This window comes from Acinetobacter marinus, assembly GCF_900096915.1.
Taxonomy (GTDB): Bacteria; Pseudomonadota; Gammaproteobacteria; order Pseudomonadales; family Moraxellaceae; genus Acinetobacter; species Acinetobacter marinus.
The window spans coordinates 150,193-164,720 of the sequence record NZ_FMYK01000003.1; the positions used below are offsets into that span (position 1 = coordinate 150,193).

Sequence of the window (14,528 nt, forward strand, 5' to 3'; positions counted from 1 at the left end):
TATCGTTAAAATTTTTAAATATTGATAAATTGGAATAATTATGGCAATCAAATCTGATCGTTGGATTCGTGAAATGAGTGAGCAACATGGCATGATCGAGCCCTATGCTTCAGGTCAGATTCGTTATGATGAACATGGCGAAAAGTTGATTTCCTATGGCGTATCGAGTTATGGCTATGACGTGCGCTGTGCCCGTGAATTCAAAGTATTTACCAATGTGCATTCTGCGATTGTCGATCCGAAAAACTTTGATGATAAAAGTTTTATTGATATTGAATCAGACGTGTGCATCATTCCGCCAAACTCTTTTGCACTAGCTCGCACGGTAGAATATTTCCGTATTCCACGGAATGTTTTGACCATTTGCTTGGGCAAATCGACCTATGCACGTTGTGGCATTATCGTCAATGTCACGCCGCTTGAACCTGAGTGGGAAGGGCACGTGACCCTAGAATTTTCCAATACCACTAACTTGCCTGCACGAATCTATGCAGGGGAAGGTGTGGCACAGATGTTATTCTTTGAAAGTGATGAAGTTTGTGAAACCTCATACAAAGATCGTGGTGGGAAATATCAAGGTCAAACAGGTGTGACTTTGCCTAAAGCATAAGTATTTCACTTGAATAAAAAATGCGAGTATCGGAAGAAGATGCTCGCATTTTTTTATGGAATTTTAAAAATTTAGATAAAGCCTGCTTTTTAGCTAATCGAGATTTAGGTAAAACGTCTCGGCATTTTCTGACCATCAACATGCGGACTATCAGCACGCTCTAATGCACGATGTAACCATTTTTCAGCAAGTTCAACGGCTTTTTCTAATGAATCATTCAGCGCCAAGCGTCCTGCAATAAAGCTCGCCAACGAACAGCCTGAACCATGAAACTCGCCATCGATGCGTGGCATTTCACTCTCATAGATCAATTCACCTGCGACATATAAGCGGTTAATGATCACATCGGCAGGCAATTTCTCATGTCCGCCTTTGACCAAAACAGCTTGTGCACCCAGTTCAAAAATCCGTTGCGTGGCATCGGTTAAATCTTCACAACTTGTCAATGCACGTAGCTCAACGGTATTCGGCGTAATCACCGTCGCTCGTGGAATCAGCACTTTAAAGGCTTCAACCAAAGTCGGTAAATCGCCCAAACAGCCACCACTATTCGCCACTAATACAGGATCAAGCACATATTTTAAATCATTATGTTGATCTAAAAACTGAGCTAAAGCAGCAATGTTGTCCGTCGTACCGAGCATGCCAGATTTCACGGTATTAATCGGTAAATCATCAATCACTGCGTTGGCTTGGGCAAGAAGTAAATCCTTTGAAGTGGCGTCAAAACTAAAGACATTTTGCGAGTTTTGAATGGTCAGCGCAGTACAGGCAATCGCTGCATGTGCACCACTCAGTCCGATGGCTTCGATGTCAGCCTGTAAGCCTGCTCCACCTGATGGGTCTAATCCTGAAAAACATAATACCGTTGGGCGCACTGCACAGTTCCTTTATTCAAATTGGATTTAAGAGAGTCAGTGACATTCTAACAAGAGCTATGTCAAAATTCATCTTGAACGAAATGAAGTGATAAATGATTGTAGAGATGAAGATCGAAAATATTTTGATTGATTTAGATGGTACTTTGACCAATCCAAAACTTGGCATTACCACCTGTATTCGTTACGCCATGCAAAAACTCGGGCGACCGCTTGCTGATGAAGTGGACTTGGATTGGTGTATAGGACCACCACTGAAAGCCTCTTTGGCAAAATTATTACAATCGGACGATGACACTGTCAATATAGATCAATTGGCAGAACAGGCGTTGGCTTTGTATCGGGAACGGTTTAGTACGATTGGTTTGTTTGAAAATGAAGTCTATCCTGAAGTCGCAGAAACCTTAGAAAAATTACAGCAACAAGGGTATCGACTTTTTGTCGCAACAGCGAAGCCAACCATTTATGCAGAGCAGATTTTAGAACATTTTGATTTGGCAAAATACTTTATCAAAATCTATGGCAGTGAACTGACAGGCGAACGCACCAATAAAGGCGAGTTGATCACTTATCTTTTGGCACAAGAAAACTTGGATGCAACAGCCACAGTCATGGTCGGAGATCGTGAGTTTGACATTTTGGGTGCTCGTCAGAATGGTGTCAAAAGTATTGCGGTCACTTATGGCTATGGCACGGCAGAGGAATTTGCACAAGCGCAGCCGAATCAAATGATTATGAATTTTTCTGCGCTCATGACAGCACTAGATCGTTTAAACTAGCTGATTTGCCAAATGGTGATTGGTAATAGAGCACTTAAAATTGAGGCTTAACCACCACTAGAATAATACAGGCAATCAAAATCACTGTTGGTAATTCATTGAAAAATCGCCAAAATTTGTGAGATTTATAATGCGCATTGTCGATGAGTTTTGTGCGGTAGTAACCACAAACAAAATGATAAACCACCAGTAACCCGACCAAAGCCACTTTGATATAGAACCACGTCGCTTCATGGTAGTGACGAGTCGCATCGCCCCAATCCACAAGGAAGTGTGCCGTGATCAGCGTGCCGATCATTGCAGGGGTCATGATGCCACGATACAGTTTGCGTTCCATAATTTGAAAGCGTTGATGGCTAATCGCATCATCACTCATGGCGTGGTAGACGAATAAACGAGGGAGATAGAATAGGGCGGCAAACCAGCACACCACGGCAATAATGTGTAGCGCTTTCACCCATAAAAAGGCTTCTGACGGTGCGTCCATCATTTTTCCAAAGACTGAATGTAAAAAAACTTGCAACAATTCGCCTATGATAACAAATTGTTGCAAGTAATTGCAGTGTTTCGTCGAACCGAAAAAAGGACTATCAAAAGGGCTATGCGGTTAGCCAGCCCATTTTTTGAAAATCAGGCAGGCATTCACGCCACCAAAACCAAAGCTGTTGCTCATGATCGTATCGAGTGGGGTATCACGTTTTTCCAGCACGATGTCAAAGCCAGCTGCACCTTCATCGAGTTCAGTGACATTGATGTTCGGTGCAATATAGTCATTTTGCATCATTAACACACAATAGATCGCTTCTTGCACACCGACTGCACCTAGGCTATGACCTGTCATTGATTTGGTTGAGCTGAGCGCTGGCACTTTGCCCTCACCAAACGCACGCTCCATGGCTTTGAGTTCGGTAATGTCGCCCGCTGGGGTTGATGTACCGTGGGTATTAACGTAATCAATTTTTTCTACGCCATGTGCTTTGGCTTCTTCGAGTGCCATCAAGATACAGCGAGTTGCGCCTTCACCGCTTGGTGCAACCATGTCATGACCATCACTATTGGCAGCATAAGCAACTACTTCGGCAAGAATATTAGCACCACGCGCCTGCGCATGTTCTAGTGATTCGAGCATCACAAAACCGCCACCACCTGCAATGACAAAGCCATCACGATCTTTGGAATACGGACGAGAAGCCGCTTCTGGAGTGTCGTTATATTTTGAGCTGAGCGCACCCATCGCATCGAACAAGAGGCTTTGTGACCAATGATCTTCTTCACCGCCACCAGCGAGCATCAAGTCTTGTTTACCGAGTTGAATCATGTTGTAAGCATAGCCGATCGCATCGGCAGAGGTTGCGCAAGCACTGGTGATCGAATGTGCGATCCCTTGCATTTTAAACGCCACACCGACATTGGCAGTGATGGTATTACTCATATTGCGTGGTACGAAGAATGGTCCGATTTTGCGGGCGCCTTTTTCTTCTAACAGCTTGATCATCTCGGCAACCGATGCAGTCGAGTTACCACCACTACCACCGACGATGCCGTAGCGAGGATTGCCTGCGAGGTCTTCGACTTGTAAGCCTGCATGCTGTACTGCATCGACCGCTGCATTGTAGGCATACATGGCGCAAACGCCCATAAAGCGTTTCAGTTTACGATCAATGTTGTCAAAGTCTTGATCAGCAGGGGCACTGACGTGACTTTTAAAATTCAATTCTGCATAGGACGCATTGTGGCGTGTGCCTGAAATGCCATTTTGTAGGGAGTGGTTGACTTCTTCTAAGGTATTTCCGATACATGAGTTGATGCCCATACCCGTAATTACAACACGACGATTCATGGAGAGTCCTTTGCAAAAATAAAAAAATTCACTGCCAACATTTAAGCGGTTTTCCAAATGCTTCGCAATGGCGAAAGGTATTAGTTTTTCTTGCACAAAGGCTGTGCAGTTTCGAAATTAAAATACCTTTTCGCAGATCATGGATTTGTTACCACGGGGTCTTTTTTTGCCACTGTTCATCAAAGCCTCGGCAGGCATTTGTAACCTGTAAATAGTCAGCATAGCTTTCCGCTAAGAGCACTTTGGCAATGTCTTTCAGTGGGATTTTATCATCTTGCCAAGAGCGAGCGGTTTGCTCTTCAAAGCTCAAGTCGTATAAGACGGCATCGATATTTTCCTCTGGCACATAGCTACCGCTAAAGCCGATCACGGCGGACAGCCCTAAGCTGTCATAGGCTTTATAATAACGGTCAAACGAGCCACCATCTTCGATCGTTGCACGTTGGTAGCCGAGTTTATTCAGCACACCCCGCAAAGTGAAGGTGTCGGTGATCCAGCCTTTGTGATCGTCAATATAGTTTTTATCATTCAGCTCAGGCAAGTTATGGCTCATTTGATCAAATAATGGCTTGATTTTATAGTCTTTAAAATGCGCTTGCCACGCTTGAATAGTTTCCGCATCAATGAGTACCGCATGTGCCAGTTTGACTTGGTTTGTCGAGTCGAGGGTGATTTCATCATCGTCCAAGTTGATCAGACTGCCATCTTCGGTGGGGCGAAATTGATTGACAATTTTACCCGTATCATCGACTTCAAGCCAAACTAAACGCTGAATCAGTCTGCTCATGATCGGATGCACAAGAATATACTCCAGCCAATCTGCAACATGCCACAGACGCTCGCTACACATCGACTCATACAAGCGCTGGGTTTGCAGATCGAGCACTTGTTTCAGTTCTTTTTTGGCATTTGACCACTGCGCCTTGGTGTCTTTGATTTGCGCCTCATCATCGCCTTGGCGTGGACTTGGCAAGGCTTTTAGCACTTTGCCATCTTCATTTTTGAGGATGAATTTATCCTGACTGTCCAAGCTGGCATGTAGCGTTCGTTGTCCATAATCTAGGCTGAGCACGCCTTGATCATCTAAGCCCGCGGTTGGAATAGTGCGATCGGCAAGCTGATCACGACTCCAGCCGTTGCGCTCGGCGATGTCCTCGACCAAAGACTTGGCAAGATTTTGTACCGAAGCAGTGCGATAACGACGTGAAATGCTCAGCAATAACTGGATAATAATCGGATCATTTTGTACAGCAAGACTGGACAGCATCGCCTCGATCTGGCTTCGACGTTGATAATGCTGTTTCATATAATCTTGCAGAATTTTGACTGCTGTACTGGCGCTGGTTTGAAAGGCGAGTGCTAACATGCCTTTATTTTTAATGGCACTGCCGAGATAGATTGCCAGATGTCCACGCTTAATTTCCTCTTGCACTTGTTCAAGCGTGATGTTGGCATAACGTCCATAATAATCAGGATATTGCTGACCGTAGCGTTGATAGCTGTCTTGATAACTTTTCAGCAGGCTCGGTGCTTGTTTGACCGCAACCTCGGTGGCTTCTTCGATACTTGGATGGCGGGTGTCATATTGGATAAAACTTTGTAGTAACAATAGTCCAAGCTGTTGTTGGCTTTTCGGATGGAGTAACTCGACATAGCGCTGTAGCAGGGCATTGGGCACAGGATCTTTGAGTTTTTCGGCAAGAATCACCCACCATTTGATGATGCTTGGATTGACCTCACTACCATCTTGCCACTGTGCTTTAGGTAAAGTGTTAAAATCAAACCAGTTAAATGCCACGGTGATATTGCCTTTTAAGCCTTTTTGCGCATCTTTGAGTAGTTTTTCAGGGGTGAGATAGTCGCTAATATCCTCACCGAGTTGCTCAAGTGCGGTCAGCGCCGCAGCGATCACCACTTCTTTCTTTTCCTTTTTGAGCAAAGCATAAAGTGGCGCAATCGCATCTTGATGACTCAAACGAGCGAGCCATTCAATCGCATTGACACGCAAGTCTTGTTTGCCATTATTTAGTGCTTCAATGGCTTGCAGGTGAATATCAGGTAGTTTGGTTAATAAATGCTGTGCTTCAAGTCGTGTGGTTTTGGCTTGACCCAAAGCCAGTTCGAGCAATTTGCCGATATATTGCTGTGGAATCTGCGGGAATTTTTCCAGTAGCTTAATCGCTTTGCTGGCAGAAAAGTGATAGTAATGTGCTGCACGACTTGGCAATAATCCCAGCGCTTCTGCGATAAACTCAGGGTGCAAATGGAAAAATGGCACCACTTTATCCGCATCAGTAATGCGACGGTTGAGACCATCCTGATATTCTTGTAGATAGCCATCGGCAATGGTTCGGGCAGGGTGGGTATAGTTGAGTTGATCCAAGATCGACTCAAGCTGACGCAAATCCAAATCGATAAAATGCCGTGGCTCAGCACGAAACTCAAATACAGTGCTCCAATGCAAGGTGGTGCCACTGATTTTCATGGCACGTAGCGCATGATATAGCGTGTACTCAGGCAGACGCTGGATTTTATTGCCGTGATAAATAATATTTAAATCATTAAAACGCACAAACTCTCGTTCGCCATTGAGCTGTTCATAGATTTCCACGCTGTGTTTGTCGATATTGTATTTTTGAAAATCTTGATAGCGCTTTTGCGCCCATTGGCTTTGATAGGTGCCATACACTTTATTATTTTCGATTTCCTGCTCAGCGTATTGTTTGTGTTTTTCCAGCATTTCCGCATAATTTTCTTTGAGTAGATCAATCAGACTGCTCGGTAGATTTTGCTCGGCGATGGCTTCGACCGCAGGAAATTCGATGTCGATGCTTTGCGCTCGGCTTTGTGTCTCGATGCGTTGTAGTGCGGCTTGAATGGTGTGTTGAACGGATTTAACCTTTTCTTGCTCAAGCGCTTGTTGTAAGAGGTTGAGGTGCTGATCGCCTTGGCGAGCAAGCAAATCTGCGGCATAACTGCGCTCATGCCCCTTGCCTTCAAATAAATAGACCTGCAAATGTTGCTGTGCAAGCTCAGGATCAAGACTACTGATCAGACCTGTGGCGGTATCACGGACATTTTTAGTAGAAGACAGTGCCAGCTCGACCACCAGTTGGCTGAGTAGGTTGAGTAGGTGAGGTTGATCCTTGAGATAGTCTAATAACACCAATTGTCCGTGGCTAGTCATGGTGCTGGCAACCAATTTCACTTGGTCAATATGCTGGGTGAGATAATGCTCCAGACCAGGCAAAGCCAATAATAATTTATAGTCCTGCTTGTTGTATTCATTGATGCCATTGCGATCGAACAATACGCCAATCAGTTGATCCTCATGCCCAGCGCCTTCCTCAGCAGTCAAAATCTGATTGAGGCGATCAATATGCCAGTCACCACGCTCAAAGGTGCTTAAATGCAGTGGTTGTTGCTGCATTTTATAGCGCTGTGCTTTGATCGAGGCGACCAGTGGGTCGGTAAGCAGTGCGCTCAGCCAATCGGGTGTGTTGACATAAAGCGGTTGTAGTTTTAAGCAACTGACACAGGCAGATAACCAATGTCCTAGACGGACTAACTGCACGTCTTCAAGCTGGGTAAATTGTTTTTGGTAGAGCTGATCACGGGCTTGATCAGAATACTTGGCAGATTTTTTTTCTTCAGTATTGAGCATGCTTGGGTGATAAAACCATGTACTGGTCAGCGGACTGCCGAGCAATAAGGTCAAGCGATCGTTACTCAATTGACGTAGCGTGAGCAGGATTTCGGGATATTGTCCTGACATCAGATAGTGATAACTCTGATCTGCTAAACCTTTTTCGATATGATCGAGTGGTGCAACGATGGCGTGAATTAAGGTGTCCAGATCGGTGCTGGCGTTAAATTTATTTTTTCCTGAAGGTCCTGATTGTTCGATCATGGCTGATTCCTTTTTAGATTTTGCGTTGAGTCCACAATATTAAAAATCGTTTTAAAATAAAAAATATTCATCACATCGCTGAAACCATAGCGGATTATGCACCGCTACAAAAGCCTGCTTCGGTAGTAATGCGTCACAATTTGTCACCGTGTTGCAGGGTTTTCTACGAAAATTCAAATATGACGTGTGCGCTGATATTCGGCGCTCATCTTTTTTTACATGTCATCAGGGTTGGGTTGAGTACGCATCGGTAAATCACTTTGCAACAGTTCAATACTGTGAATGACTTGCCGAATTTTCATTAAATAATCAGGCATATCGCTTTGTGGTTGCGGTTGCGACTGTGGCTGATTTTTCCGTTGCGATTTTGATTGTCGGTGCGATTGTGGTTGAATCGTGTCGTACCGAGCCAATACATCCGCCAGCAGATTCAGCCCTAAGTCCTCGAAACGCTGACCAAGCCCTGCAAGTTGTTGCTGATGTGCTGAGTCAAATTGCTGACGCCCCGAATTGGCATAAAACTCAAGGATTGATAGACATTGCGACAAACACTGTTGCAGTGGCGTTTTCGGTGGCACATTCAGCAAGCGCTTTTTTTCTTTCAGCAGTTTTTCGATGCGTGCGCTGATGCTTTGTGGAATCGTGCGTTTGCCAGAATAGCGGATATAGTCATAGTGTAAATTGAAAAGATGTAGCCTTTGCCGATCTTGCAAGATCAACGTGCATGGCGTACAGCGCAATTGTCCTGCTTGACGTTGTATACGCACCAGTACCGCAATGATTTTGCTGTGATCGATATGGTATTGCAGTTTGTCTGCGATGCTATGATTTGATGGATTGATCTCCAGTTGTAATAACAGCTGATGACCGTGCTGATCGCTGAGCCATGTCTCTAACTGCTGTTGCAATTCGTTGAGCTGTAGGCTGGTGATACGGGCAATGTGTAGTAGGGCATAGTGCGACTGGTTTTGATCAAAGATTGAGTGAGGACGAACCTGTTCTGCCAACGTTGACCAATCAGAAATTCCTGTGACTTGCTGTTGAAATTGCTCCAGCGACAATGTATCAAAAAGCGCTAATTGGTGATAATTCGCATCTTTGTTTGGGCTTAAGTTGAAGTTCTTGCTGTGCTGAAGACTTTGCGATGCATCATTGATTGGAGGTGTGGAGGCTTTGGCGTGGTCAAGGGAAAATTGATATTGCATCAGATGATTGAGACTGACGCCCCACATACCTGTTTGTGCAGCACTGTGCTGGTCAAAGGTCTGATCTAAATGATTGGCTCGGGCTTGGGTGGTGCTGACAAGGCATTGCTGTGCTGTGTCCCAAAAACAAGTGGTTAGTCCTTGTGCTCCCGTTGGCGCATGCCACCAATCCGCACCCAGTGGAATCAGATGACTCAAGGTCTGCGTTTGAAACGATTTTTGTGCATTGCCAGTGAGTTGTAGTCGCTTTTCAGCAGAGAGTTTCGGCGATTTTAATGCCGCCAAAAACGTATAAAACTGCGCCAACTCGACAAAGATTTGTCGTTCATCAATCTGGATATCCTCGACATGTAGCCTTTCGAGTTGACCATGCAAATGACGTAATAGGCTTGCTAAACGGGGCATACGCTGTGCTCGAGCCTGCATATTGAGCAAGTGCAATGCCATGATGCTGGTCTTAGACAGATGCGATAATCCTTGTGCAAGAATGGCTTGGCACTGCAATTCTAAGGCATCAATTAGGGCAAGATCATCTTCGTTTAAAGTATTTGTATTTTCTTCTTTAGCCTCGATTAGGACATCGTCAGACCATTGCCATGATTGTGCGAATGTGTTTTTTGAATGGTTTTGTGAGCGATTTGCTGAGCTATTTTCAGAACTATTTTCTGAGCTGTTTTTTTCTGAGCTAGGTTGTGACGCGTCTTGTTGCGTTAAAAAACACCACGCAATACATGCCAGATGCACGGCAATTTTTTGAGCACTGGCGATATCAGAGAGCATGGTTTCAGGCGTTGCCCCAGCAAAATAATGAATTTTTGACGTAGAAAAATTCGTTTTAAAACTTATTTTGTCCTGTTGAATGTCGATTTCACATTGCGTCGGATCAGCTTGCCATTTCTGGACGATGTGATATGCCAAGCGTCGCTCGGCTTTACGTGTTGCTTTTAGCATTGCTGTACTGTCTAGCGAGAGCAAACTGTCTAATGCTGAACTACTTTGAGTTGGAATGGTTGGTGGATTTTTTGACTGATCAGCGACATCCGCATGTTCAGGTTGCGGTGCTGATGCGACATCGGTAGACGTTTGTTGTAATTGTTCAGGATGTTGTTGTAGCCACAAAATACTGCTCAAAATATGTTTACAACAGTCGCTGGCAGGACAGGTACATCGTGCGTTGGTGATGCCTGTCGCAGGGAGTCCGACTTGAAACTCTTCGACCTGAAACTGTAATACATCGTGATCAGCGCTTAATTCTACAGGGCTATTTGCCAATTGCACTTGATCGACGGATTTTTTGGCACGGCGTAATAAGCCAATATTGCTCAAACTGGTCAGGCTGTCCTCATCATACTGTAGATACATTTGCCAGCTCATTGCATCACCTCAGCCAGCCACTCAGCTAAATGCTCTGGGGTCATCGCACCGATATGCATGCCACGATCTTGCAAGACCTGCGCAGTTTGTCGATCATAGACGGGATTGGCAGCATCGTCTAAAGCCGCTAGTCCAAGCAGACGACAGCCTTGCTCAGCCAATTCACTCACCGTTTGGTACAGCGCAGGCAATGATCCACCTTCTTCAAAATCACTGATCAGCACCACGATACTGCGCCGTGGTTGGGTAATTTTTTGACCGCAATAACGCAGGGCTTGGGCGATATTGGTGCCACCGCCAAGCTGAATGGTGAGTAGTACTTCGACGGGATCATGTGCTTGATGACTTAGATCAACGATTTGGGTATCGAACAGCACCAGATGCGTAGTCACCGCAGGGAGCGCCGCCAAAATGCTGGCGGTAATCGCAGCATGCATGACCGAATCCATCATCGAGCCACTTTGGTCGACACACAGCACAATCTCCCACGGTAAATGCTGTTGCACTCGAGCATTAAAATACGGCTGTTGAATAATAATTTTGCCAAGTTCAGGTTGATAATGTTTGAGATTGTGCTGAATGGTTCGGCGCCAATCAAAGTTCTGTGCTTGCTTGATCATCGAACGCTGAAAGCGATTGCGACGTCCTTGAAAAGCCATTAAAAATCGAGGACGAATGCGCTGCATCAATTGTTCAACCACTTTTTTGATCAACGCTCGAATGGCATCACGCATTTCCGCATTAAGTTTGCCTCGCATGCTGAGAATGGCTTTGGCGGTGGCGGGATTGGCTTCGAGCTGACGAATGTGTTCTGGACGATTGAGTAATTCGGTTAAGCCATAGCGCTCAAGTGCATGTTTTTGCATGCGTTCATAGGTGGACTTGGGAAATAGCTGGCGACTTTGATTGAGCCAATTGATCGCTGTGAGTTGTGACGCATCGAGGCTACCGTGACGATTGCTGTCCTGTTCGATACCTCGGCGCTGATATTCGTGACGATATAAATAATCTAGGGAACGCTCGAGTTTGAGTTGTTCGCCTGAGAGATTGGCTTGTGCCAAATGTTGATCGGCATAACGTCCCAATATCAGTCGCCAGCGCCGAGCTTGCGCTAACTCATCTAAATTGTTCTGATCGTCAGTATGAGGGGATGGGTTCATCGGCTTTGCTCCACATCTTTGATCCATGACAGCACACCATCACTTTGTAATAATTGCGTTAATTGATGGTTCAACTGCGAACCATGTTGCACATCCTCTACGCTGATGTCGTGATGCACTTGCAATAAATCCGCTTGATTGGATAAGCCCAAATCCTGCGCAACGTGCTGGGAAAGTTGATGGCTTTGCTTTGGTGTCAACTGACTAAAAATAAAGCGCAAATCAGGCAAAATCGCTAAGAAGGTCTGCTCAGTCCACGTGCCCATTAATGATTGTAGACTCTTGATTGCGAGTGTGGATTGAATGAATACTTCTGGTGCGATCGACATCAGCCCTTGTAGATAACTCACCGCCACCTCGGCATCTGTGCCAACAGCAAATTCATTTTCAATCGTGTGTTGCAATTGCGCCAAGTCAATGCGTTGATCCAAATACATGATGCTAAGTAGCGCACCTTTGAGTTTAGATAATTCAGGAATGTTTAGCTGATGCAGATCAATCTGTTGATAAAATAATGCCTTAAGATGATTGATTGTCTGAGTTTCTTTCGGTACTGCTACATCATTCAATTCAGCGTCGTTTGCATTAATATCTTTCATACCAATATTTGGTAAAAGCTGTTGCACCTGACCAATCAACCGATGTAAATCCCGTACAAGTATTAGATGTGCATCGACTTTTTCAGCATGGGTGTCATAGATTTGATTGAGCTGATAGCAAGCCTGTTGTATCGCAAGATACAGGCTATGTTCCAGCGCATGACTCGGCAACTGTAAAAGCATTCGTCCATGCCACAAATAAAATAATTGCTGGGCGCTACGAATCAACGAACCCAGATCAATATCCTGTGTCAGCAGTTCATCTAAATGCTGTTGCAACTGATGGAGCTGTTGTTTTAAGCCAAATTTACATGCTTGTGCAAACAGTTTGGCGCAGTGCTGCGCAGACTGGGCAAAACCTTGTTGTTGTAATTCGGCTTGGGCATGTTGAAGTTTTAGCATGGCAATTTGAGCAATATCCTCACCTTGCTCCGCCAGCTCGATCAAACGAGATTCAACCGATGGCGTCCATGCGTATTGCCACTGCTCAAACAGCAAATCCATGTGCGTGCCGTGAATAAAATCAGGACCTGACAACTGTGTGGCAAAGCCGACATTTAAAAAGCTGAGCATATGTAAAAATTGACTGATTTTTTGCTGTATCGGTTTGCGGTAAATGTCCAGTTGCCGTGTTTTACTCAACGTATCATCGAGTTTAAAACGAAAATTTTGGGCTGTGGCATAGGTCTGTTGTAGGAGTGCAGGACTACGTTGATTTTTAGCCACTTTTCCGAGCTTTTGTCCACTTAAAAATTCATGCACCACTTGCCAAAAATACTGCTGACCACCATCCATCTCGCCTTTGATTAACGCTGTTTGCAACGCATCAAGCAGATCATAACGACTTGGATAGAGATGCCCACGCAAGCTGGCAAGTCCAAAAGCAATTTCTGCGGTATTTTTTTGTGCGATAAAAGTGGTGACCTCCAGCGCTTTACCTGCCTGAAGTTGATGACAAAGTTCATTCAGTAAACTGTAAAAATGCTGTTGGGTAAGATCATCGGTAGTGTGGTCATAAGGTTGAATCTGTTGTTGAATTTGTTGTTGCGATTGATTTTTCCATTGATGTAGCCATTGGTATAAATAGTACGCAGGCGAGGGCATGCCAGAAGCATAGCCATTTAAGGCATCTAACCGATCATCGCTATAGCGAATCAACCACGCATCTTGTTGCCATGCGGGCTCATTGTTGAGCGCATCCAAAGCCAGATCAAATTTGTCTAAAGATGGGATAATTGAATGATTTTGCGGATCGGTCGCTGTTGTATGGTCTAGGCTGAGCTGTTCGATCAGCGCCAACGTATGAAAGCCCCCAGTGACCACCAGTAACTTGTTTGTTGCCTGCTCGGGGTGATGATTTCTAAACTTTTCAATATGTTGCAACATGCAATATTCACGTTGCAAAGAACACTCTTGGTACAGCACCTCATTTTCATAATCTAACCGCGCCAAGGCACACCACGTCAGCACTTCTTGGAAATATTGCGTCGGATTCGCCAATTGCTGTGCGGATTTGAGCTCAAATAAATGATCCCAAAGCTCATCATGATTGCGACAATGCAGACGCTGTGCCAGTTGCGCAATAAATTGACTGTGCGCCAAATAGCGCTCTGCCATCAGATTGGTTTGGGTTGCGTTGGCTTGAGGCTGATTGGCTTTAAATTGACATTGCTTATCCCAATCCAGATCAATGAAATGTAACTGTGCGCCATGTGCATGACCAACCTGCATGGCGACCCATTCGGGTGAATATTCACAAAATGGAAAATAAGCAGAATAAATTTCATGAGCTGGCGTGCGGTCTAGCTCTTGATCAGCTTGCGGTGTTGTGTCTTTTTGCTTGGTGCTGAGTTTTAAGGGTTTAGCTTGAGCAAAGATTGCCACGGGTGGCACGGTGTCTTTAGACAATAAATCTGCAATTAATGGTTCAAAAAAATGCGGTGCCTCGATCAAGATATGCGTGGGCTGGAGCTGTTCAATATAGTGTTTGAGCGCCATGGCACAGCTTGGACTGTGATGACGGATCGGTGCAAAATAAATCTGCTCAGTGGCAAGCATCATTTGCTTATCAAAAGCACACTGTAAGCGTTCAGGCAAATCAACATGAATTTCAGCAAATCGGATGCTGGTTTGATCTGAACCTTGATCTAGCGCTGACTTAACCGCATTCATG

The 14,528-nt window shown here is 44.9% G+C and carries 9 protein-coding genes; 2 read left to right on the forward strand and 7 right to left on the reverse strand.

Annotation, left to right across the window (positions count from 1 at the left end):
• Window positions 1–40: 40 nt before the first annotated feature.
• On the forward strand, window positions 41–610 hold the full coding sequence (dcd, locus tag BLQ60_RS06725; RefSeq protein WP_092617896.1) for a dCTP deaminase: 570 nt from the start codon (window positions 41–43) through the stop codon (window positions 608–610).
• Window positions 611–714: 104 nt separating this feature from the next.
• Here dcd and BLQ60_RS06730 read toward each other — a convergent pair whose 3' ends face one another.
• The gene (locus BLQ60_RS06730; protein WP_092617899.1) at window positions 715–1,488 is read right to left on the reverse strand and encodes a hydroxymethylpyrimidine/phosphomethylpyrimidine kinase; all 774 of its coding nucleotides are present in this window, start codon (window positions 1,486–1,488) and stop codon (window positions 715–717) included.
• Between the two features lie 107 nt (window positions 1,489–1,595).
• Between BLQ60_RS06730 and BLQ60_RS06735 the strand changes: the two genes are divergently transcribed.
• Window positions 1,596–2,267, forward strand: coding sequence for an HAD-IA family hydrolase (locus BLQ60_RS06735; RefSeq protein WP_092618685.1), 672 nt, complete (start codon window positions 1,596–1,598; stop codon window positions 2,265–2,267).
• Window positions 2,268–2,301: 34 nt separating this feature from the next.
• Here the strand turns inward: BLQ60_RS06735 and hemJ are convergent, their stop codons facing one another.
• The 6 genes from hemJ to BLQ60_RS06765 form a co-directional block, all read right to left on the reverse strand.
• Window positions 2,302–2,754, reverse strand: a complete 453-nt coding sequence (gene hemJ, locus BLQ60_RS06740) for a protoporphyrinogen oxidase HemJ (RefSeq protein ID WP_092617902.1) — start codon at window positions 2,752–2,754, stop codon at window positions 2,302–2,304.
• A 120-nt stretch (window positions 2,755–2,874) separates the two neighbouring features.
• Window positions 2,875–4,107: a beta-ketoacyl synthase N-terminal-like domain-containing protein gene (locus BLQ60_RS06745; RefSeq protein ID WP_092618688.1), complete on the reverse strand. Its 1,233-nt coding sequence runs from the start codon at window positions 4,105–4,107 to the stop codon at window positions 2,875–2,877.
• Between the two features lie 148 nt (window positions 4,108–4,255).
• Window positions 4,256–8,017 (reverse strand): DUF4132 domain-containing protein, encoded by a 3,762-nt coding sequence (locus BLQ60_RS06750; RefSeq protein ID WP_092617905.1) that lies wholly within the window; start codon window positions 8,015–8,017, stop codon window positions 4,256–4,258.
• A gap of 215 nt (window positions 8,018–8,232) precedes the next feature.
• On the reverse strand, window positions 8,233–10,596 hold the full coding sequence (locus BLQ60_RS06755) for an SWIM zinc finger family protein (protein ID WP_092617909.1): 2,364 nt from the start codon (window positions 10,594–10,596) through the stop codon (window positions 8,233–8,235).
• Window positions 10,593–11,756 (reverse strand): vWA domain-containing protein, encoded by a 1,164-nt coding sequence (locus tag BLQ60_RS06760; RefSeq protein ID WP_092617912.1) that lies wholly within the window; start codon window positions 11,754–11,756, stop codon window positions 10,593–10,595. Before BLQ60_RS06760 ends, BLQ60_RS06755 begins: the two co-directional genes overlap by 4 nt.
• A complete protein-coding gene (locus tag BLQ60_RS06765; protein ID WP_244515980.1) occupies window positions 11,753–14,527 on the reverse strand; it encodes a DUF5682 family protein in 2,775 nt (924 codons plus the stop codon). The genes BLQ60_RS06760 and BLQ60_RS06765 overlap by 4 nt, the downstream gene beginning before the upstream one ends.
• Between the last annotated feature and the right edge of the window lies 1 nt (window position 14,528).